18 protein-coding genes are annotated in these 19,999 nt (G+C 66.7%); 8 read left to right on the plus strand and 10 right to left on the minus strand.

Features of this window, described 5'->3' with window-relative positions; translation table 11 throughout:
• Window positions 1–85: 85 nt before the first annotated feature.
• From ACZ5AC_RS00300 to ACZ5AC_RS00320, 5 genes are all read right to left on the minus strand, one after another.
• A complete protein-coding gene (locus ACZ5AC_RS00300) occupies window positions 86–556 on the minus strand; it encodes an HAD family hydrolase (RefSeq protein ID WP_464248976.1) in 471 nt (156 codons plus the stop codon).
• Window positions 553–1,845, minus strand: coding sequence for a sensor domain-containing diguanylate cyclase (locus ACZ5AC_RS00305; RefSeq protein ID WP_464248977.1), 1,293 nt, complete (start codon window positions 1,843–1,845; stop codon window positions 553–555). Before ACZ5AC_RS00305 ends, ACZ5AC_RS00300 begins: the two co-directional genes overlap by 4 nt.
• A 10-nt stretch (window positions 1,846–1,855) precedes the next feature.
• A complete protein-coding gene (bcp, locus tag ACZ5AC_RS00310; RefSeq protein ID WP_464248978.1) occupies window positions 1,856–2,335 on the minus strand; it encodes a thioredoxin-dependent thiol peroxidase in 480 nt (159 codons plus the stop codon).
• Between the two features lie 65 nt (window positions 2,336–2,400).
• Window positions 2,401–3,639 carry a BaiN/RdsA family NAD(P)/FAD-dependent oxidoreductase gene (locus tag ACZ5AC_RS00315; protein WP_464248979.1) on the minus strand — a complete coding sequence of 413 codons (1,239 nt, stop codon included), beginning with the start codon at window positions 3,637–3,639 and terminating at the stop codon, window positions 2,401–2,403.
• Window positions 3,640–3,713: 74 nt separating this feature from the next.
• Window positions 3,714–4,091: a hypothetical protein gene (locus tag ACZ5AC_RS00320; RefSeq protein WP_464248980.1), complete on the minus strand. Its 378-nt coding sequence runs from the start codon at window positions 4,089–4,091 to the stop codon at window positions 3,714–3,716.
• A gap of 167 nt (window positions 4,092–4,258) precedes the next feature.
• Here ACZ5AC_RS00320 and ACZ5AC_RS00325 point away from each other — a divergent pair, with 167 nt between their 5' ends.
• The 5 genes from ACZ5AC_RS00325 (at window position 4,259) to ACZ5AC_RS00345 (ending at window position 11,530) form a co-directional block, all read left to right on the plus strand.
• Complete coding sequence (locus tag ACZ5AC_RS00325; protein WP_464248981.1) at window positions 4,259–7,942, plus strand: PAS domain S-box protein; 3,684 nt, start codon at window positions 4,259–4,261, stop codon at window positions 7,940–7,942.
• Window positions 7,929–8,825 carry a PAS domain-containing protein gene (locus ACZ5AC_RS00330; RefSeq protein WP_464248982.1) on the plus strand — a complete coding sequence of 299 codons (897 nt, stop codon included), beginning with the start codon at window positions 7,929–7,931 and terminating at the stop codon, window positions 8,823–8,825. The genes ACZ5AC_RS00325 and ACZ5AC_RS00330 overlap by 14 nt, the downstream gene beginning before the upstream one ends.
• A gap of 98 nt (window positions 8,826–8,923) precedes the next feature.
• Window positions 8,924–9,808 carry a pyridoxal 5'-phosphate synthase lyase subunit PdxS gene (pdxS, locus tag ACZ5AC_RS00335; protein ID WP_464248983.1) on the plus strand — a complete coding sequence of 295 codons (885 nt, stop codon included), beginning with the start codon at window positions 8,924–8,926 and terminating at the stop codon, window positions 9,806–9,808.
• Entirely contained in the window at window positions 9,808–10,386 is a 579-nt protein-coding gene (pdxT, locus tag ACZ5AC_RS00340) for a pyridoxal 5'-phosphate synthase glutaminase subunit PdxT (RefSeq protein WP_464248984.1), read from the plus strand. Before pdxS ends, pdxT begins: the two co-directional genes overlap by 1 nt.
• A gap of 40 nt (window positions 10,387–10,426) precedes the next feature.
• Window positions 10,427–11,530, plus strand: a complete 1,104-nt coding sequence (locus ACZ5AC_RS00345; RefSeq protein WP_464248985.1) for a putative NPN-dependent ornithine cyclodeaminase — start codon at window positions 10,427–10,429, stop codon at window positions 11,528–11,530.
• A 39-nt stretch (window positions 11,531–11,569) separates the two neighbouring features.
• On the opposite strand, the gene ACZ5AC_RS00350 is transcribed toward ACZ5AC_RS00345, so the two are convergent.
• Window positions 11,570–13,318: a methyl-accepting chemotaxis protein gene (locus ACZ5AC_RS00350; protein WP_464248986.1), complete on the minus strand. Its 1,749-nt coding sequence runs from the start codon at window positions 13,316–13,318 to the stop codon at window positions 11,570–11,572.
• A gap of 173 nt (window positions 13,319–13,491) precedes the next feature.
• Between ACZ5AC_RS00350 and ACZ5AC_RS00355 the strand changes: the two genes are divergently transcribed.
• Both ACZ5AC_RS00355 and ACZ5AC_RS00360 read left to right on the plus strand, forming a co-directional pair.
• Complete coding sequence (locus tag ACZ5AC_RS00355) at window positions 13,492–14,769, plus strand: amidohydrolase (RefSeq protein ID WP_464248987.1); 1,278 nt, start codon at window positions 13,492–13,494, stop codon at window positions 14,767–14,769.
• Complete coding sequence (locus ACZ5AC_RS00360; protein ID WP_464248988.1) at window positions 14,763–15,266, plus strand: cob(I)yrinic acid a,c-diamide adenosyltransferase; 504 nt, start codon at window positions 14,763–14,765, stop codon at window positions 15,264–15,266. The genes ACZ5AC_RS00355 and ACZ5AC_RS00360 overlap by 7 nt, the downstream gene beginning before the upstream one ends.
• Here the strand turns inward: ACZ5AC_RS00360 and amrS are convergent.
• Both amrS and ACZ5AC_RS00370 read right to left on the minus strand, forming a co-directional pair.
• Complete coding sequence (gene amrS, locus ACZ5AC_RS00365; protein ID WP_464248989.1) at window positions 15,263–16,303, minus strand: AmmeMemoRadiSam system radical SAM enzyme; 1,041 nt, start codon at window positions 16,301–16,303, stop codon at window positions 15,263–15,265. The two genes, ACZ5AC_RS00360 and amrS, sit on opposite strands and share 4 nt — an antisense overlap.
• The gene (locus ACZ5AC_RS00370; RefSeq protein WP_464248990.1) at window positions 16,300–16,617 is read right to left on the minus strand and encodes a hypothetical protein; all 318 of its coding nucleotides are present in this window, start codon (window positions 16,615–16,617) and stop codon (window positions 16,300–16,302) included. The genes amrS and ACZ5AC_RS00370 overlap by 4 nt, the downstream gene beginning before the upstream one ends.
• 69 nt (window positions 16,618–16,686) lie before the next feature.
• On the opposite strand from ACZ5AC_RS00370, the gene purM reads away from it, so the two are divergent.
• Window positions 16,687–17,760 carry a phosphoribosylformylglycinamidine cyclo-ligase gene (gene purM / locus ACZ5AC_RS00375; protein ID WP_464248991.1) on the plus strand — a complete coding sequence of 358 codons (1,074 nt, stop codon included), beginning with the start codon at window positions 16,687–16,689 and terminating at the stop codon, window positions 17,758–17,760.
• Window positions 17,761–17,781: 21 nt separating this feature from the next.
• On the opposite strand, the gene ACZ5AC_RS00380 is transcribed toward purM, so the two are convergent.
• Complete coding sequence (locus tag ACZ5AC_RS00380; protein ID WP_464248992.1) at window positions 17,782–18,672, minus strand: DMT family transporter; 891 nt, start codon at window positions 18,670–18,672, stop codon at window positions 17,782–17,784.
• 3 nt (window positions 18,673–18,675) lie between these two features.
• Entirely contained in the window at window positions 18,676–19,956 is a 1,281-nt protein-coding gene (locus ACZ5AC_RS00385; protein ID WP_464248993.1) for a radical SAM family protein, read from the minus strand.
• Window positions 19,957–19,999 lie beyond the last annotated feature (43 nt).

Here is a 19,999-nt window from a genome sequence, read left to right on the forward strand (position 1 = left end):
GATATTGTAGTACTTTTCTATCCAAGAAATAAGTAATGATCAACATTACGATCAGGGGTGGATTCACATCGGGCGAGAACGCGAATCAGAAGCGCAGTGTGGCCTTGAGCCTCGAAGGGTGCAGGAGCAGGTCCAGCCCGGCCTCGATGCCGGGAACGACGATGTGAGCCGCGTTCAGGGTCGCCATGGCCACGCCCTCTGGCTGGAGCACGGCCACGGCCAGGCCGGCTTCTCGGAGCATTTCCGCGTCGTTGTTGCCGTTTCCCATGCAGGCGCAGGACTGCGGGCCCAGGGCGCGGACGAAGTCGGCCTTTGCCTTTCGTTCGTCGCCGGGTTGGAGGATGTGCACGGTCTGGTCGCCCGTCCCAAAGGTCGAGCGTACGGTGCCGAAGGTGTCGGCCGTGAGGATGTGGGTGTTCAGGGTTGCGCCGAGCTGGGTCAGGCGAGAGAGGACGCCGGGCTGGATGCGCCCGTCCAGGGCCAGGGTGCCGTTGTAGTCCAGGACGAGGTGGTGCAGCGTCAGGCGGCCGAAACCGGGGATGTCGAGTTCGATCATGGTCCCGCCTTGCCGGCCGGCATGGCGGTATGGCCGCCGCCGGGGCATGGTTGGTGGTTTTGTGTGCGGGGCGCGGTCTTCTCCTCGTACATGCGGTGGTCCGCGGCGCGGATCAGTTCGTCCAGGCTCTGGTCCGGCCTGTGGCGGCTGACGCCCACGGAGGCCGATATGCTAAGCCGCGTGTCCATGCCGCACAGGGCCGCGACATCGATCTCGCCCAGGGTCTGGCGCAGGCGCTGCACGAAGCACGCGGTCATGTCCGCATCCGTGTCCGGCAGCAGGATGACGAACTCGTCGCCGCCCATGCGCACGAAGATGTCGTATTTGCGCACCATGTTTCTGATGGCCCGGGCCACCCCGACCAGAACCAGGTCGCCGGCCTCGTGGCCCAGGGTGTCGTTGACGGCCTTGAAGCCGTTCAGGTCGATGAAGAGCAGGTGCACGGGGAGGCTCTTGCGGACGGCGAAGTCCAGGATGCGCGGGGCGTGCCGCTCCAGGTAGGCGCGGTTGTTCACGCCGGTCAGGGCGTCGCGCACGGTCAGCTCTTCGAGCTGGGCGTGCTCCAGGGCCGTGATCAGGGTGCAGGCCAGGATGTCGCAGAAGTGACCGAGGAAATCCGTGGCCTTGTCCGGGGCGTAGCGCTCGGGGTCGGGGTCGTAGGCCGAGACGATGCCGATGGTCTTGCCCTGCTGGTATTTGTGCCCGAGAGCGAAAATGAAGCAGGACCCTTGCGGCGGGTCGCTTTCGAGGCCAAGGAAGAAGCCCGGCGTCTCGATTCGCCCGACCTCGCCGAGGAAGAGCCGCGGCGCATGGGGCGTGGGCGAGAACTGCCTGATGCGCTCGCGGATGGTCCGGGCCGGAGCGTGCTTGATGCCGTCCGGGATGCGTCCCTCGAAGATGTCCCGGTCGAGGATCAGGTGCAGGGTGTGGAGGTTGCGGAGCTTGCGGATGGAATCGAGGATCGCGGGGAGGTCTTCCAGGCGCTTGACCTGCTGGACCAGGTCGATGGTCCCCCGGAAGGTTTCGAAGGTGTCCAGCAGGGCCTTGTAGGAAGCCACCATGGCGTCGAAGCCGCCCTTGGAAACCTTGAGACGCTGGCGCAGGTCCTCGTTCTCGTCGATCACGCGTTTGGCCGGAGAGGGGGCGTGAATGATCCGCTCCCTGATCCAGGCCCCCAGGGCCTTGAGGTTCGTGCGCAGGCTCCGGGCATCACCCAGGCCGGCGCTGGCCTCGACGGCGGACATGAGGTCCCGCATCTCGGCCAGCAGGGCGTTCGGGTTGCGCGCCATGGCGATCGGTTCAGGCCAGGGACTGCAGCGTCGCCAACACTTCGGCTGCGTGCCCGGCGGCCTTGACCTCGGGCCAGGCGTGTCGGACCACTCCGGCCGGGTCGATGAGGAAGGTCGAGCGGGCCACGCCCATGTATTCCTTGCCGTAGTTCTTCTTCAGGCGCCACGCCCCGAAGTGCTCCAGGACCTGGTGGTCCGGGTCGCTCAGGAGGTCGACCTGCAGTTCGTGCTTGCCCGTGAAATTCTGGTGGGATTTGACCGAGTCGGGGCTCATGCCCAGGACCACGGCGTTCAGGGCCGCGAAACTCTCCTTCAGGGCCGAGAACTCCTGGGCCTCGACCGTGCAGCCCGGCGTGTTGTCCTTGGGATAGAAATAGAGGACCACCCATTTGCCGCGGTGGTCTTCCAGCCGGACCTCGGAGCCGGAGGTGCTCTTCAGGCAGAAGGACGGGGCCGGTTCGCCGGGTGCGGGAATCTTGAAATCCATCATGTGCAGCTCCTTTTGGGGATACGTACTCATGTGCTACGTAGCCCATCCCCGAGGGGCGTGCAAGCTCAGGGCGCGGTGGCGGCGCTCAGTCCGGCCAGATAGCCTGTGGACAGGGCAGCCTGGAGGTTGAAGCCGCCCGTGTCGGCGTCCATGTCCAGCACCTCTCCGGCCAGGAACAGGCCAGGGCAGACCCTCGATTCCATGGTCTTGGGGTTGACCTCCGTCAGGCTCACCCCGCCGGCCGTGACGATGGCCTCGCGCAGGGGCCGGTACCCGCTGACCGCGAAGCGCAGCTCCTTGAGCCACAGGCGCAGTCGCTTGCGTTCCTCGGCCGAGACCTGGTGGGCGGCCTTGTCCGCAGCCAGGCCGGTCTGGTCGAGGCAGACGGGGATGAGCTTCGGCGGCATGAGCCCCTTGAGCAGGTTTTCCATGTGCATCTTGCCGTGCTCCTTGAGGTCGCGCTGCAGGCGGGCGTCGAGCTTGGCCGGGTCCAGGGCGGGTTTGAGGTCGATGAGCACCTCGGTCTTTCTGCCCTGGTCCACGGCCAGCACGGCGGCCTTGCTCAGGGTCAGGATGATGGGGCCGGACAGCCCGAAATGCGTGAAGAGCATCTCGCCCATTTGCTCTGCCGCCTTTTTCCCGTCCACCCGGAGCTCCGCGCGGACGTTCTTCAGGGACAGGCCCTGGAGCCGTGCGGCCGTGTCCCCGGCCGTGACCAGGGGGATGAGGGCGGGGGTGATGGCGGTGATGCCGTGGCCGAGGCTGCGGGCCAGGTCGTACCCGTCGCCCGTGGAGCCGGTGGCCGGGTAGGAGGCCCCCCCCGTGGACAGGATGACCCTGTCCGCCTTCAGGGTCTGGGCGCCGAAGCGGACCTCGAAGCCGTCGGCCAGGCGCCGGATGTCGCCGACCCGGCAGCCGGTGCGGATGGTCGCCCCGCTGGAGCGGGCGTGGCGCACGAAGGCGTCCACGAGGTCCTGGGCGTTGTCGCTGGCGGGGAAGAGGCGCCCGCCGCGCTCCTCCTTGACCGGAACGCCAAGCCTGCCGAGCAGATCGATGGTGTCCGGGGTGAAGAAGTGGGCCAGGGCCGGCCGCAGGAAACGGAAATTCCTGCCGAAGTGCGTCAGGAATTCGTCGAGGGGGGCCGAGTTGCCGATGTTGCCGCGCCCCTTGCCGCAGATGCGCAGTTTCCGGCCCGGGCGGTCCATGCGTTCGAGCAGGGTCACGCCGGCCCCCCGCGAAGCGGCCGTGGCCGCGGCCAGAAGCCCCGAGGGGCCCCCGCCGATGACAATGACGGTGTGTTTCATGGGCATCCTTCAAAAAGGGCCATTCTGAAGGGCGCCGGGCCGGATGTAAACCATTATTGGCGGGTCCGGCCGCGTCAGTCCTGTTTCACGCGCAGCGTGATGGTGCCCGGGCGTCCGTCGGTGATGCGATAGTCGAGCTTGAGCTTGTCGATGGCCACGGCCTGGCCGGGGATGTTGATCAGGCCCGATGACTCGCCGGCCTTGAGCTGGACGGGGATTTTCAGGGGGATGGGGTCGCCCTTGACCGGAACCAGCACCAGGCCGTTCAACTGCACGGTGGCGCCGTCGATCTTGAAGCGCAGGTTGTCGATCTTGCCCATCTTTTCGCCCACCGGGAGGGAGGCGCTGGCGCCGGAGGCGGAGAGTTCCACAGGTTCGAGGGCCACCCAGGGGCCTGCCAGGGCCGGGGCGGCCAGCACAAGGCACGCGAGGAGAACGAAAGCGGTTTTCATGTCACGCTCCATGGAAGTGGTTTGCCCCTTTGTCTACGCCGGCCCGGGGTCGTGATCAAGGACGGAAACGGACCGGCGGGCACACGCGTTCAAAATTGTTGGAAAGTTCGGCCCGACAGAGTAAAGGTTTGCAGTGACGGCAGAAACCGGCCCGGAGTGGGGTGTTCATGGCTGAAGAAAGGATGTCGAAAGGCGAACTGCGGGATGAAGTGGCCCGGCTGCGCAGGCGTGTGGCGGATCTCGAGGCCCTGAGCGTCGACGGCGCCGGCCCCGGGCCGGAGGAAAACGAGAAGCTTACGGCTTCCTTTCTCCTGGAAAATGCTCCTGTGGGGGTGATCATCCAGAATGCCGACGGGAGCTTCCGCTTCTGGAACAGGATCGCCCGGGATATTTTCGGCAGCTTTGAAATGAGCCTGGTTCCATCCTCCTCGCAGATGGGCGGCTGGACGAGCCTCCGCCCCGACGGGAGGGCCTGGCCGGTCGGTGAGCATCCGTCCATGATCACCCTGAAACGCGGCAAGCCCCTGCGGAATCAGGTCATGCGCCTGCGGGACGGAGGAGGGACGGAGCGTTGGCTGTCCATCAACACGGAACCCGTGTTCAAAGATCCCGCCGCGTCGGCGACGGCCGTCATCATCACCTTCCTCGACATCACCTTCCAGCGGGAAGTTGCCGATGACCTGGGCCGCAAGGACGCGCTGCTGCAGGCCATGCTGCGCAACCTTCCCTTCGATTTCTGGGCCAGGGACAACGACGGGCGGATCGTCATGCAGAGCGACACGTCCGTGGCCCTGTGGGGCGACCTCATGGCGACCGTGCCCGACCAGGCGGAGGTTGCCGGGGAAATTCTCGAAAACTGGAAGGCCACCAACGCCAGAGCCTACGCGGGCGATGTCGTCGAGCATGACGTGGAATATGTCGTGCCCTCGGGGCAGAGACGCGCCTTCCACGGCATTGTCGCGCCCATTCGCAGGGAAGAGGAAATCCTGGGGATTCTGGGCGCGAACATCGATGTGACCGAACACCTGCACAGTGTCCGGGCCCTGAAAAGATCCGAGGCCAATCTGGCTGCGCTGCTCGACTCCATCGAAGAGTCCGCGGCGCTGTTCGAGACCGACGGGACCATCATCACCTGCAACACCACCTTCGCCGATCGAATCGGTCTGACCGTGGCCGGGTGCGTCGGACGCTCCATCTACGACGTGGTGCCGCCGGACGTGGCCGAACGGCGGCGGGCGCACGTGGAGCGCGTCCTGCGCACGGGAGAGTCCCTGACATTCGAGGACGAGCGTCTGGGACGCTGGATGCGGCACAGCCTGAGCCCGGTCCTCGGGCCCGACGGCTCCGTCGCGGCCGTGTCGACCTTCGCCGCGGACCTGACCGAGCGCGTGCGGCGGGAACGCCTGCTGGTGGCGCGGCAGAGGCTGAGCGAGTTCGCCATCAACCACCCCCTGAAGGAACTGCTGCGCAAGCCCTTGGACGAGGCCGAGGACGTGACCGGAAGCACGCTGGGTTTCCTGCATTTCCTGAACGAGGACCAGCGCACCCTGTCCATGTACGCCTGGTCCTCCCGGACCATGGCCATGGGCTTCCGGACGGCACCCATCGATCTCCGGTACGACATGGACCATGCCGGGGTCTGGGCCGACTGTGTGCGGGAGCGCAGGCCCGTCATCCACAACGACTACGCATCCCTGGCGCACCGCAAGGGCGTTCCCGCAGGGCATCCCGAGCTGGTGCGCCAGCTCCTGCTGCCGGTCCTGCGGGGGGAGAGGATCGTGGCCATCCTGGCCGTGGCCAACAAGCCCGAAAACTACCACGACGGCGACGTGCGGACCCTGGACGAGCTGGGCAACCTGCTCTGGGACATCCTGGAGTACAAGCGGGCCCAGGAGGACCTGCAGAAGAGCGAGGACCTCCTCAACCTGACGCAGAGCCTGAGCAGGATCGGCGGCTGGGCCTGGGACGCGGACACCCAGGCCATGACCTGGACCAGGGAGATGTACCGGCTCCACGGCATGTCGCCCGACGAGTTCCCCGCCGGTTCGCAGGAGCACCTGCGGCGCAGCCTGGCCTGTTTCGACCCCGGAGGGCGGGAGCTCTTCCAGCGCTCCTTGGATGCCTGCCGATTCGGTGGACAGCCTTTCGACCTCGAACTGCCGTTCACGTCGACCGACGGGCGGAAGATGCTGGTGCACGTCCGGGCCGTGCCCGTTCGTGAAGGCGGACGCGTGGTCAGGGTGCTGGGCACCGTCATGGATGTCACCGCCCTGCGGAATCTGGAGCTGAGATACACGGTCCTTTTTCAGAACATGACCGAGGGCTTCGCACTGCACGAGATCATCGTCGACGAGGGCGGCAGGCCGGCGGACTACCGCTTCCTGGACGTCAACCCCGCCTTTGAGCGCATCACCGGATTTGCGGCTTCGGAGGTCGTCGGCAGGACCGTGCGCGAGGTCCTGCCGACGACCGAGCCGGCCTGGATCGAGGTCTACGGACGCGTGGCCCTGACCGGCGAGCCGGTCTTCTTCGAGGAATATTCCCAGGCCATGGACAAGTATTTCGAGGTTTCGGCCTTCCGGCCGGCGCCCATGCAGTTTGCCTGCATCTTCTCGGACATCACCGTCCGCAAGCGCCACGAGTCCGAGTTGCGCAATGCCAAGGAGGCCGCCGAAGCGGCCAACGTGGCCAAGTCCGCCTTCCTGGCCAACATGAGCCATGAGATCCGCACCCCGCTGAACGGCATCCTCGGCATCCTGCAACTGCTCGAATCCATGAGCCTCTCGGACGAGCACGTCCGCCTCGTGCGCATGGCGTCCGCCGCGGCCGGCCGTCTCACGGGGCTCCTGACGGACCTGCTGGACCTTTCCAGGATCGAGTCCGGCAAGCTCACGCTGGCCAGCAGGCCTTTCGAGCTGACCGAACTGAAGGACGCCGTCATGGGCCTTTTCGCCCTTTCCGCACGGGAAAAGGGTATCGAGCTGGGTTTCAGCGTGGCGGCCGACGTACCTTCCAGGCTGGTGGGCGACGAATCGCGGCTGCGCCAGGTCCTGTTCAACCTGGTCGGCAACGCCGTCAAATTCACGTCCGGCGGTTACGTGCGGGTCGAAGCGGGGCTCCTGCCCTACGGGGGAGGCGACGGGCACAGGGTGCTCTTCTGCGTCGCCGATTCGGGGTCCGGTATTCCCGAGGACCGCGTGGACGACATCTTCAAGCCCTTCGTGCAGGGCGAGGAAACCTTTGTCCGCCACCACCAGGGCGCGGGCCTCGGCCTGGCCATCGTCCGGCGCCTGATGGAGCTTATGGGCGGCTGCCTGTGCGTGGACAGTTCGCCCATGGGCACGACCATCTGCTTTTCCCTGCCCCTTGGCCGGGACGAGGGCAGCCGGGGGGCCCGCAAGGCGGTCCAGATCTGCGCGCAGCCGCCCAAGGGCGTGCGGATCCTGCTGGTGGAGGACGACCCCGTGAGCATGTTCGCGGCCGGCCGGGTGCTCGAAAAGGCTGGGCACCTGGTCACGCGGACCGGGGACGGGGCCGCGGCCGTGGAAGCGCTGCGCCGGGGGGATTTCGACCTCATCCTCATGGACGTGCAGCTTCCCGTCATGGATGGCGTGAAGGCCACGGCCGTCATCAGGAGCGACCCTTCCCTGGGGGCGAAGTCCCGCATCCCCATCGTGGCCATGACGGCCTACGCCATGGGCGGCGACCGGGAGAAGTTCCTGGCTGCGGGCATGGACGACTACATCGCCAAACCCGTCAGTCTGCCCGAACTGCTGGCGGTTCTGTGCCGAGTCGGCCTGTGCGGGGATCGTGCTTCCGGGGGGCAAGGGGGCGGCGATGCCGACTCCTGAAGCCCGCCTGCAGGCGTTGGAGTCCGAGCTGGCCAGCCTGCGTGCCAGGATGCGCGTCCTGGTGGACGGGTCGCCGCTGGGCATCTTTTTCGACGACGCGCAGGACAAGTGCGTGTTCGTCAACACGACCTTCTGCGAAATGATGGAGCTCTCCGAAGCCGAAGCCCTGGGCGACGGCTGGGCCAGGACCGTTCACGCCGAAGATCTGCCGGGGCTGCTGCGGGAGCGTGCGCGGGCCGTGTCCGAGGGCACCGCGCTTTTTCGGGCCGAGTACCGCTACGTCTGCCCCAGCGGGCGCATGGGCTGGGTGGAGGAGCAGACCCGGCCCGTCCACGGACCGGACGGGGAATTGCTCGGATACGTCGGCACCCTGGCCGAGATCACCGCGCGCAAGAACGAGGAGGCGCTTCTGGCCCGCCACAGCGAGGAGCTGGAGGAGCGGGTGCGCGAGCGCACGGCCGAGCTGAGCGGCATGAACGTCGCACTCGAAGTCCTGCTGCGCAAGCGCGAGGAGGACCGCGAGGAACTGGAGCGGGCCGTGCTGGCCAATGTCCGCCGCCGCATACTGCCCGCCCTGGAGCGGCTGGAGACGGCCTGCCGCGGGGAGGCCGGGCCCCTGGCGGCCGAGATCAGGCACGGCCTGCAGGAGCTGACGGACCCCTTCCGGCATCGCCTGTCCACGGCCTGCCAGGATCTGACCCCGGCCGAGCTGCGCGTGGCCGACCTCATCCGCGAAGGCCTGTCAACCAAGGAGATCGCCGCCCGCCTGGGGGTCGGCACCTCCACCGTCGACACCCACCGTCACGGCATTCGCCGCAAGCTCGGCCTGGACACGCGCCGGGCGAACCTGCGCGCCTACCTGCTGTCCCTGGGCGCATCCTGAATATGGATTTTTTCTCCATGTTCCGTCCGCATTAATCCGCTATTGTCTTTTTCCGCCCCCGCTGGTTCAAGGACGGTCCAATCCACAGGGAGGACGACATGAACCAGGAAACACAGGAATTGCTCAACACGGGTCTGGCCCGCATGTTCAAGGGCGGGGTCATCATGGACGTGGTCGACCCGCAGCAGGCGCGCATCGCCGAGGAGGCCGGGGCCTGCGCGGTCATGGCCCTGGAGCGCGTGCCGGCGGACATCCGCGCCGACGGCGGCGTGGCCCGCATGTCGGACCCGGGCATGATCCGCGGCATCATGGAGGCCGTGTCCATACCGGTCATGGCCAAGTGCCGCATCGGCCACTTCATGGAGGCCCGCATCCTCGAGGCCGTGGGCGTGGACTTCATCGACGAGAGCGAGGTCCTGACCCCGGCCGACGAGGCCTTCCACATCGACAAGAAGGATTTCAGGACGCCCTTCGTCTGCGGTTGCCGGGACCTGGGCGAAGCCCTGCGCCGTATCGCCGAGGGCGCGGCCATGATCCGCACCAAGGGCGAGGCCGGCACGGGCGACGTGGTCGAGGCCGTGCGCCACGCGCGCGCCGTGCGCGAAGGCATCCGGCGGGCGCGGCACATGCCCGAGGAGGAACTGGTCGCCTTTGCCCGCGAGATCGGCGCGCCTCTGGAACTGGTCCGGCAGGTCAGGGAACTCGGGCGGCTGCCCGTGGTCAATTTCGCGGCCGGCGGCATCGCCACCCCGGCCGACGCGGCCCTGATGATGCAACTCGGCATGGACGGCGTGTTCGTGGGGTCGGGCATCTTCAAGAGCGCTGATCCGGCCCGGCGCGCCAGGGCCATCGTCGAGGCCGTGACCCATCACGACGACCCGCAGACCCTGGCCCGCATCAGCGAAAACCTGGGCGGGGCCATGTCCGGCGTCGCCGCGCGCAGCCTTGACGGCGAACGCAGGTTCGCGGGCCGGGGCTGGTGATGCGCATCGGGATCCTGGCCCTGCAGGGGGCCTTTGCCGAGCATCGGGAAATGCTCGCGACCCTGGGCGTGCGTGCCGAACTGGTGCGCACGCCCGGCGGTCTCGACGGCCTGGACGGCCTCATCCTCCCCGGCGGGGAGAGCACGAGCATGCGCCGCCTGGCCGCATGGGGCGGGCTGGACAAGGCCCTGCGGGATTTCGGGGCGTGGCGTCCGGTCTGGGGCGTGTGCGCCGGGCTCATCCTGATGGCCCGCCGGGTGGAGGGCGAGGAGCCCTTTGCCGGCCTCATGGACATGGCCGTGGCCCGCAACGCCTACGGCCGGCAGGGCGAGAGTTTCGTGGCCGACCTGCATCCGGGGCGCCTCGGCGGCGGACCACTTCCCGGCGTCTTCATCCGCGCACCGCGCGTGGTGGAGGCGGGGCCGGGCGTGGAGGTCCTGGCCCGTCACGACGGCTGGCCCGTGGCCCTCGTGCAGGGACACCTGCTGTCCACCGCGTTCCACCCCGAGTTGACTCCGGACCTTCGGATGCACGCATTCTTCCTGGAGCTTTGCGCCGCGGGGGGCGCGTTGCCGTAAAGGCTTGAAGTCTGCTATGGGTGTCCCACAGGAGGTGCCCATGAACTTCACCCTGCCCGCATACCGCGACCCCGATTTCTCGGTCCCGGAACTCCGGGACGCCCCCGTGGCCCGCTTCGAGCCCGCCCCGGCCAACGGTGTGGCGCCGGCAAACTATCACGCCACATCCATCTTTCCGGAGTACATCCATCTTTCGCCCGGCAACTGGGTCCTGCCGACGCACTCGCGCATGGACTGCGTCGTCGTGCGCGAGGGCGAGGCCGTGGCCGTGCGCGAATTCCGCAACCTGCGCCGGGGCGACGCCGTGGCCGTGGGGCGCGGGGAGAACGGCGAGGACGGCATCTTCGTGCACACCGAAGGGTTCGGGGCTGCGGGGGAGGACGCCGAAAAGTTTTCCTTCCGCCGCAGCGTCAGCCGCGAGACCGCTTTTTCCGTGGACTACGACGAACTCTACGCCCTGCTGCGCCATGAGCGGGATCACGGCCGCATCGTCTGGGTCCTCGGCCCGGCCGTGGTCTTCGACTTCGATGCCCGCAAGGCCATGGTCGGGCTCATCCGCCGCGGCTTCGTGCATGCCGTCCTGGCGGGCAACGCCCTGGCCGTGCACGACCTCGAAGGGAGCATGTTCGGTTCGGCCCTGGGCCAGGACATCTATTTCCGCCGGGGTCGGCGACTGGGGCATTACAACCATCTCGACGTCATCAACGCCGTGCGGGGCATCGGCTCCATCGAAGGGGCCATCGCCGCCGGGCTCGTCACCGACGGCGTCATGCACGCCCTCCACGCCAGGGGCGTGCCCTACGTCCTGGCCGGCTCCATCCGCGACGACGGCCCCCTGCCCGAAACCATCGCCGGCGCCTACGAGGCCCAGGCCCGCATGCGCGCCGTGACCGCCGAGGCCACCACGGTCATCGCCCTGGCCACGCAGCTGCACTCCATCGCCACGGGCAACCTGACCCCGTCCTACGCCGTCTGGCAGGGGCGTGTGCGGCCGGTGTACTTCTACTGCGTGGACATGTCGGATTTCGTGACCACCAAGCTGGCCAACCGGGGGTCGCTGGGTGCCCGGGGGGTGCTGACCAACGTGCAGGACTTTCTTGTGACCGTGGACCGGGGGCTGGGCGGGGAATGCCGGGAGGGGTGAGGAAGGCCGGCCGGGCCGGCCTTCCGTGAGGGAACAGGCTCAGGCACCGTCGGCGAACATCTTGCGGGGGTCGAAGCCCATGATGAAGGATCCCCAGTGCTTGCCGTCCACGTAGATGGGCATGGACAGGTCGTTCAAAATCTCGCCGGTGTCGCGCATGTAGGTCTGCAGGAGCAGCGGTTCGGTGTGGGAGCAGCGGCGCTGCTCGGTGCGGTTGCTCTGGTAGATGCGCTGGTGTCTGCTGTGCAGCAGGTCGCGGGCCGGGTCGCCGGTCATGGGCTGGGACACGGCTCCGTGATGCACGGGCAGGTAGCCTTTGCGGTCGATGGCCAGGCAGTAGATCGTGCCCGGGATTTTCTTGACGTTCTCGTCCACCGCGGCCTGCATTTCCTTGATGAACGCTTCGCTGAAGGCCGTCACGAACTTCTGGGGGTTGGTGTTCGGCACGGGCCTGTACTGGGTGTCGAAGACGTTGACCCCGCGGTCCTTCATGGCCTGGATGCGGCCCTGGTAGTCGTCGCGGAACTGCCTGGCCGTGGCGATGACGGCGTCGAACTTCCCCTCGCCGGTCTTGAAGCGGGCCACGAGCTCGAGCATCTGTTCCGTGACCCCGTTCAGCGTGTCCACCGACGTGGCCGAGACGTTCATGTCCGCAGCGATCTCCTGGCTCAGGGCGTTGATGCTGTTGACCTTCTGCACGACGTCGCTGTTGTTGGTCGAGAGCTCCTCGATGGCGGCGGCGATCTTGATGAGCTGGTCGTTGGCCGTCTCGAAATCCCCGATCATGCGCTGGAAGTTTTCCGTGGCCGCCGTGACCACGCTGTCCGTGTCCCGCGCGTAGTCCAGGATCTGGGCCGTCTCGGCCTGGGTGCGCTCGACGATCTTGATCATGGCCGCGATGTTGTTGGAGATCTCCTCCGTGGCCGGCTTGATGCGTCTGGACAGCTCGCGCACCTCCTCGGCCACCACGGCGAAGCCCTTGCCGTGCTCGCCGGCCCGGGCCGCCTCGATGGTCGCGTTCAGGGACAGGAGGTTGGTCTGCTCCGAGATGCCGTTGATGATGGTCACGATGCTCAGGATGTTGGCCGAGCTCTTGCCCAGGTCATCGACGGTGTTGCGGAAGGACTCGACGATGTCGTTGATCCTGTGGATCTTGTCCGTGACGTCCTGCAGTTCCGCGTGGGAGCTGTGGGCCGTGTTCAGGTTGCTGGTGGTCTTCTCGGCCACGTACTGGGTGTTCTGGGCGATCTCGGCGATGGCCGTGTTGGCCTCGTTGCTGGCCATGGCCACTTCTTCGGCGATGGTGCCCTGGCGGGACGTCTTGCTGCGGGTGTCGAACACGGACTTGGCCATGCGCGTGCTGTCCAGGGCGATGTCGATGCCCATCTTCCTGATGCGTTCGACCAGTTCCCGCACGCTGCCCAGGAAGGCGTTGTAGCAGGTGGAGATGTGCTGCAGGTCCGGGTTGTCCACCTCCTGCATGGTGCAGGACAGGTCGGCCTCCTGCCCCTGGAGGTTCTGGAACACGGCGCCGATCTCGGCCATGCCCTTGGCGGCCTCGCGTTGCAGCGCCTTCATGGCGAAGACGCCGGCCGCTCCGGCCAGGACAAGGAGCGCGACGAGGACGATGCGCGTGACCGGGGGGAGGGAATCCCAGGCGGTCAGCAGCGTCCAGGCAACCCCCAGGGCGTTGAGGGCGACGAGGCCCGTTACGGCCGCGGCTATCTTACCCCGCAGCGTGGAGAGTGCGCCTTTGCCGGAGGAAGCGGAGGTGTCGGTCGTTTTCATCGGGGCCCCTTGTGTGAACGTTGTGTGGCAAATCATAGACGAGCCTGAGGCAAAAGAGAATAGCCCCGGCCGCAAAACTGTCAACTCCTCCCGTGCGGAGGGTACCGAGGCCTTTCTATGGACAACGCCACGGCGATGCCGTTATCAGGTACCTCCAAACATCGGAGGTACCCGTGAGCATACTGATCAGGAAGGTGCGCCTGAAAGGCGAGGTGGTGGACGTGCTCATCAAGGGGAGCCGCTTCGACTCCATCGGCACGGATGTCGACGCGATGGCCGACGTGGTCATCGACGGCTCGGGCAAGGCGATCCTGCCGTCCTTCCATAACGCCCACACCCATGCGGCCATGACCCTGCTCCGCGGCTACGCCGACGACATGGAACTGCACACCTGGCTGTCCGAATACATCTGGCCCTTCGAGGCCAAACTGACCGAGGACGACATCTACTGGGGGGCAAGGCTTGCGTGCCTTGAGATGATCAAGTCCGGCACGACCTTCTTCGCCGACATGTACTGGCACTGGAAGGGCGCGGCCCGGGCCGTGGAGGAGATGGGCATGCGTGCGGCCCTGTCCGCGGCCTTCTTCGACTTCGAGGACCAGGGCCGGGCCGAGGCCATGAAGAGGCAGGTCATGGACCTGCACGAGGTCAGTTCGTCCTGTTCCGACCGCATCCGGTTCATCCTCGGGCCCCACGCCATCTACACCGTGTCCCCCGATTCCCTGTGCTGGCTAAGGGATTACGCCCGGGAGCACGGCCTGCTCATTCATACCCACCTGTCCGAGACCAGGAAGGAGGTGGAGGACTGTCTGGCCCGCTTCGGCAAGCGTCCCGTGGAGTATCTGCACGACCTGGGCCTTCTGGCGCCCAACCTGAGCCTGGCCCACGCCATTTGGGTCGATGACCGGGAGATGGTGCTGCTGGCCGAAAACGGCGTGCAGGTCGTGCACTGCCCCGTCTCGAACATGAAGCTCGCCTCGGGCCGATTCGACTACGCCGCCATGCGGGCCCACGGCGTGGGCGTGGCCCTGGGCACCGACGGCTGCTCCTCCAACAACAACCTGGACATGGTCGAGGAGGCCAAGGTGGCGTCCCTGCTGGCCAAGGTCACGGCCATGGACCCGACGGTATTTCCGGCCCAGGAGGCCCTGGACGCGGCCACGGTGAACGGAGCGCGCATGTATGGCCTCGACGCCGGGCGCATCGCCACGGGCATGCTCGCGGACTGCATCCTCGTGGACCTGAACCATCTGCGCATGGTCCCGGGCCACAACCTCGTCTCGAACCTGATTTACGGCGCGGGCAGCGTCTGCGTTGATACGACCATCTGCAACGGCCGGGTGCTCATGCTCGGGGGCAAGGTCGAGGGCGAGGAGGAGATTCTGGAGCAGGTCCGCGCCAGCGTGGCCCGGCTGACCGGCCGGTCGGCGCCCGAGGCGGACGCGTGCTGATCGTCTACACGGGCAACGGCAAGGGCAAGACCACGGCCTGCGTGGGGCAGGCCGTGCGGGCCCTGGGGCAGGGGCTGCGGGTGGCCTTCGGGCAGTTCATGAAGAAGGACGGACAGGCCGGGGAGCAGAAAATGCTCGCGAACCTGCTGGGCGAGCGCTTCCTGGCCTCTGGCGCCGGGTTCTTCCGCGACGCGGAGTTCCCAGAGCACCGCCTGAAGGCCGATGCCCTGCTGGCCTGGGCCGGGGACATGCTCGACCGGGGCGTGGACATGCTCATCCTGGACGAGACCCTCTACGCCCTGAACCACGGGCTGCTGCTCGAAGACGAGGTGCGCGGCCTCATCGAACGCTGCCGCGAGTTGGGCTGCCACCTGGTTCTCTCCGGCCGGGGCGCGCCCGACTGGGTCACGGAACTGGCCGACATCGTCTCCAGCGTGACCGAGGTCAAACACATCTACGCCCAAGGCGGGAAGGCGCGGCGGGGAATCGAGTTCTAGCGCCCCTGCTCCCGCATCCCGGCCCACTCCTTCCGGATGACCTCCTGCCCGCAGTCCGGGCATGCTCCCAGACGCAGCCTGTTGCGCTGCACCGTGAAACCCGACCGTTCGACCACCGTCTTCCCGCAGCCGGGGCAGACCGTGTTCTCAAGGCCCGACCCCGGGACGTTCCCGACGAAGACGTGGTGCAGCCCTTCGGCTCGGCCGATGTCCCAGGCCCGCTTCAGGGTGTCCAGGGGCGTGGGCCGGTGGTTCATCATGCGGTGGCAGGGGTGGAAGCGCGAGACGTGCCAGGGTATGTCCGCGCCCAGTTCCGTGCGCAGGAATCGGGCGATGTCCCTGAGTTCCGCGTCGGAATCGTTCTCGTCCGGTATGACCAGGGTCGTCACCTCCAGATGCCAGCCCAGCCGTTTCATGTGCGCGAGGTTTTCGAGCACGGGCCCCAGACGGGCGCCGCAGACGTCGCGGTAGAACTCGTCGCGAAAGGACTTGAGGTCGATGTTGGCTGCCTGGATGAACCCGTCCAGGGCGTCGATGCACTCGGGGCTCTGGAATCCGTTGCTGACCATGATGTTGGCCAGGCCGTCCCGGCGGGCCAGGGTCGCGGTTTCGAGCATGAGTTCGAAGAAGATGGTCGGTTCGGAGTAGGTGTAGGCGATGGACGCCGCGCCGGACGTGTGCGCCATGCGTACGATTTCCTTAGGAGGGACGGCCCGCCCCTCGATGGGGAGGCCCTGGCGGGGCGGCTGGGACAGGGTCCAGTTCTGGCAGAAGGCGCAGTCCAGGTTGCAGCCCGGCGTGCCGAGGGACAGGGTCGTGCTGCCCGGCAGGAAGTGGAAGAGGGGTTTTTTCTCCACCGGGTCCAGATTCAGGGCCGCGATTTTGTCGTAGGACAGGGAGACGAGTTGTCCGCCGTCGTTCCTGCGCACCCCGCACTTTCCGGTTTCTCCCGCCTCGATGCGGCAGAAGTGGGAACACAGCCGGCATTGCACCGTGTCGTCCTTGAGTGGCCGCCAAAGCAGCGCAGGTGTTGTCATTTCCTTCCCCTCGTACGGATTTCCGGGGCGATGATGATCGGCCCTTCGTACTGTTGCGCGTCGTAGTCCGCGGGCGGGGGCGTGATCTGCATCAGGGTGCCGTTGTCCGGGTCCGATTCGATGCGCATGTTCCCGTCGCCTTCGCCGCTGCCGACCCCGGGCCCGACCTGCATGACCGTGTCCTTGCCTTCGCCCGACTCGATGACGATATCCGACGCCCACGCGGCCCACGCCGCGCAGCAGGCCAGGGCCAGGACCAGCCTTGCCAAGGCGCGGGTTTTTGCTTTACTTAGACCAGTCACGAGTTTATGCAACGTGGCCTCCGGTGAAATTGATTTTCAATACGCATAGCTCGTCGAAGGCGAAGAAACAAGGAGATGTACATGTCCCAGCGAGACAAGGCCTACAAGGATGCAGGGGTTGATATCCAGGCGGGGAACACCTTCGTGTCCCGCATCAAGTCCCTTGTCGCATCGACTTACACCAAGGGCGTTGTCAACGATATCGGCGGGTTCGGCGGCCTTTTCAAGCCGTCCATGTCCATGTTCAACGACCCCGTGCTGGTGGCGTCCACCGACGGCGTCGGCACGAAGCTCAAGCTCGCCTTCCTCTTCGACCGGCATGACACCGTGGGTATCGACCTGGTGGCCATGAGCGTCAACGACATCATCGTCCAGGGCGCAAGACCCCTCTTCTTCCTCGATTATTTCGCCACGGGCAAGCTCGACATCGACAAGGCCGAGGCCGTCATCAAGGGCATCGTCGACGGCTGCAAGGAGGCCCAGTGCGCCCTCATCGGCGGCGAGACGGCCGAGATGCCGGATTTCTACGCCGAGGGCGAGTACGACCTCTCGGGCTTCTGCGTTGGCATGGTCGACAACGACAAGGTCGTGGACGGATCGAGCATCGGCGTGGGCGACCTCATCATCGGCCTCGGCTCGTCGGGCGTCCACTCCAACGGCTATTCCCTGGTCCGCAAGCTCTACGCCCAGTCCGGACTCGCTCCCGAAGATATCTTCCCCGGCACGGACAAGACCGTGGCCGAGGTGCTCCTGGCCCCGACGCGCATCTATGTGGAGGCCGTGCGCAACGTCATGCGCGACTGGGAAATCCACGGCATGGTCCATGTCACCGGCGGCGGCTTCTACGACAACATCGTGCGCGTCCTGCCCAAGGGCGTGACGGCCCAGATCCGTTTCGGCTCCTGGAAGGTGCCCCCGGTTTTCGAGTGGCTGCGTTCCGAGGGCAAGCTGTCCTGGGAGGAGATGCTGCAGATTTTCAACACCGGCATCGGCTACATCATGGTCGTGAAGAAGGACGTGGTCGTGGATGTGGTGCACCGTCTGGGCGCCTTGAAGCAGGATGCCTGGGTCATCGGCGAGATCGTCGAGCGCGCCGAGGGCGAGGAGCAGGTCCGCATCGACTTTCCCACTCCCGCCGCCGACAACTGCGCATAGCGGCCGTTTCCGGCCTTTCTTTCAAGCGCTTGCCAAGGCCGCAGAACCCTGCGGCCTCTTTTTTTGCTCTTTTTCCAGGCCGATCAGCAGGCAGGACGTCAGGACGAGGACCATGCCCGCGGCGCTGACGGTGGTGACGGTCTCCCCGAAAACGGCCACGCCGATGGCGATGTTCGCCACCGGCGTGACCAGGGCGATGACGGACCCCTGGGACGCCGAGAGAGCCTTGTAGGAATAGGTCATGAGCAGCTGTCCGATGGCTGCGGTGACGCCGATGCCTAGCAGGATGAAGCCGCCACCGATGCCGATGTCGGACGGCAGGACGTTGGCCGGGATGAGCATGAGCCAGAAGCCGACCACGCACTGGGAAAAGAAGATGGCGTAGGAGGATTCCGTGGCCCGGAGCTTGCGCACGATGACGATGGCCAGGCCCGAGAGCATGCCCCCGGCCAGGGCCAGGAGTTCGTTCAGACCGATGGCGGTCAGCAGGTCCTCGCCGCGGCCCGCGGAGGTCAGCGCGACCCCGAGAAAGGACAGCAGGATGAGGCCCCAGGTGCGAGGCGAAACCCGCTCGCCGAGCAGCAGGACGCCCCAGATGGCCGCGAAGACCGGGTAGGTGTAGCTCAGGAGCGTTCCCTTGCCCAGGCCGATGGCGTTGATGGACCAGAAAAAGAGAAAGACGGAGACCCCACCGGTCAGGCCGCGGGCGAAAAGCAGGGCCGGGTTGTGGAAGTCGAGGCGGATGCGCCGGCTCATGGCAGCCGTGCCCAGCAGGGTCAGGCCGATGGCGAAGCGGAAGAGCGACGTCTTGAACGGGTCGATGCCCGGCGCCAGGCGGATGAGCGTCGAGGTGGCCGAGAAGAACAGCGTCGAGGCCAGCATGCTGAGAAAGCCCCTGGTCCGGTCGTTCATGGCTTACGTCCAGAGCACGGGTTCGCCGTCGCGCAGGAACGGGTTGAAATACCCGTAGTTGATCCAGGGGCAGGCTTTCCGGAGCCGTTTCATGAAATTGGCCAGGCCCATGCACGGTTCCGTCGGGTCGCCCACGCAGCCCAGGTAGAGGTCCGGGTCGAGGCTCAGGTTGCGCATCTGGACATAGTCCGGCCTCGTGGAAGAGATGAGCCCGGTCAGGGCTTCCAGTTCGCTCTCTGTGTCGCTCACGCCGGGGAAGAACAGGTAGTTCAGGGACACGAACAGCCCGTTCTCCTTGGCCGTGGCGATGGTCCGCAAAACGTCGCCGAAGGCGTAGCCGTGGGGACGGTAGTAGCTATTGTAGACCGCCTCCCGCGCGCTGTTGAGGCTGACGCGGATGGAGTCGAGACCGGCCCTGGCCAGGCCGGGGATGGCTTCGGGGAGGCTCGCGTTGGTGTTCACGTTGACCGTGCCCTGTCCGCCCTGGGCGCGGAAGCGGCCGATGGCCTCGGCGATGAGGGCCGCCTCGGTCAGTGGCTCGCCCTCGCAGCCCTGGCCGAAGGACAGGACCGGGTTCTTGGCCCGGCGTGCGTGCTGCAGCATGACCTCGGCGATTTCCTCGGGGGTGGGCGTGAAGTCGATGCGGTTCTGGGGCGAGGGGAAATCCGAGCCCGCCGGCTGGTGCGAGATGCAGCCGTAACAGCGCGCGTTGCAGGCCCTGGCCGTGGGCAGGGGGGCTTCGTAGCGTCCCAAGGCCAGGTTCTTGGCCGCCGGGCAGCAGAAGGTCAGGGCGCAGCGGGCCAGATGCTGGATGAGGCGGTTTTTCGGGAAGCGTTTGAGCAGGTCCTCGGCGCCCTTGGAAATTCTCTCGGGGGCGACGCCCGTGAAGACCTGGCGCCGGTCCTTGTCGACCTGGGTGGCCGCGACCCAGAAGCGGTCACGGGCGAACCCAACCGCCCCGTAGGCGAAAAGGGGCAGGTTCGGCGCGCCTTCCGCCTTGAGATAGGCGGCGGTGGCCGCAAGGGTGTAGGACGGGCAGACGAAGGCGGCCACGGCCCGCTCCTCCATGGCTTCGGCCTTGCCCGTGGCCGGGTCCAGGCCCAGGGCGCTGCGACCGGGGAGGAGGTAGAGGTCGCTGCCCTCGGGCAGGGGGATGAGCTCGTCAGGGCGCGGCAAAGCCAGTTCCCGGCCCCTGCGCACGAGCATGAGCAGGTCCGGGTGGTCGTACACGCTGCCGTCCGCATCCGCGAACACCAGGGCCGGTTGAATCTTCTTGCTGCTCATGCGGCGCTCCTTGCAAAAAAGAAGGCAGAGGTGCGCATGCACC

The organism is Desulfomicrobium aestuarii (genome assembly GCF_055385525.1).